At 48.5% G+C, this 705-nt stretch carries 1 protein-coding gene; it reads right to left on the reverse strand.

Going from position 1 to position 705, the window contains the following annotated elements:
* On the reverse strand, positions 1-705 hold a 705-nt coding region (locus Q1A40_RS22910; RefSeq protein ID WP_300006086.1), incomplete at both ends, for a DUF6708 domain-containing protein.

Here is a 705-nt window from a genome sequence, read left to right on the forward strand (position 1 = left end):
GCCACCTTCCGGGTGCCGGGCTCGCAGATGGCGCCATACAGGCGAAACCCTTGCTCGAAGCGATCGGTCTCACGGCTAATTTCACCGTGGATATCCGCCCAGTCGAACACCCTGACGGTAGTCGGCCATTTCGCCCAGGGATTCCAGGCTTTGCGGTGGTGCTCAAAAATATAAATCTTCTGTCGCTTACGATTAAACCGGACAGGCTGGCTTCTCGGGACAAATAAGGCCATTCTTAGATTGAGTATTATCATCGATAAAAAAAGAGGTACGCAGGCCCATAATACACAAATTGTAAATATATGATATCCATTGGAAGAGTTAAAATTGTGTGAAGAAATCATAGCAATTGACATACCGATAGCCATAATAAAGGGCACCATCGAGGCTATAACTCCGAGCCACGCCCCCCCCCACATAATATTTTCATAGCGGGGAACCTCCATCCAGATGTCGTTAATCTCTGTGACCTGTATGAGCTGCCCCGGAATGACCTGCTTCTCGCTATTTGCGGGCAAATCCTCTTCCCAGTTTTTTAACCGGGGCGTAAGCAGAGGCTGACGTGAAAAATAGTGGTCGACCGAAGCTTTGAGTTCCTCTGGCGTGGCATAGCGCAAGATATCTTTTCTGGTGAGCTGGCTTTCACTCACTGCCGGGTTTTGCGTGTTCTTATTCCTGGCTGAGTTTCGTTTCCTCTTATTTATT

It is taken from the genome of uncultured Cedecea sp. (assembly GCF_947498825.1).
In the GTDB taxonomy this organism is placed as follows: Bacteria; Pseudomonadota; Gammaproteobacteria; order Enterobacterales; family Enterobacteriaceae; genus JGM124.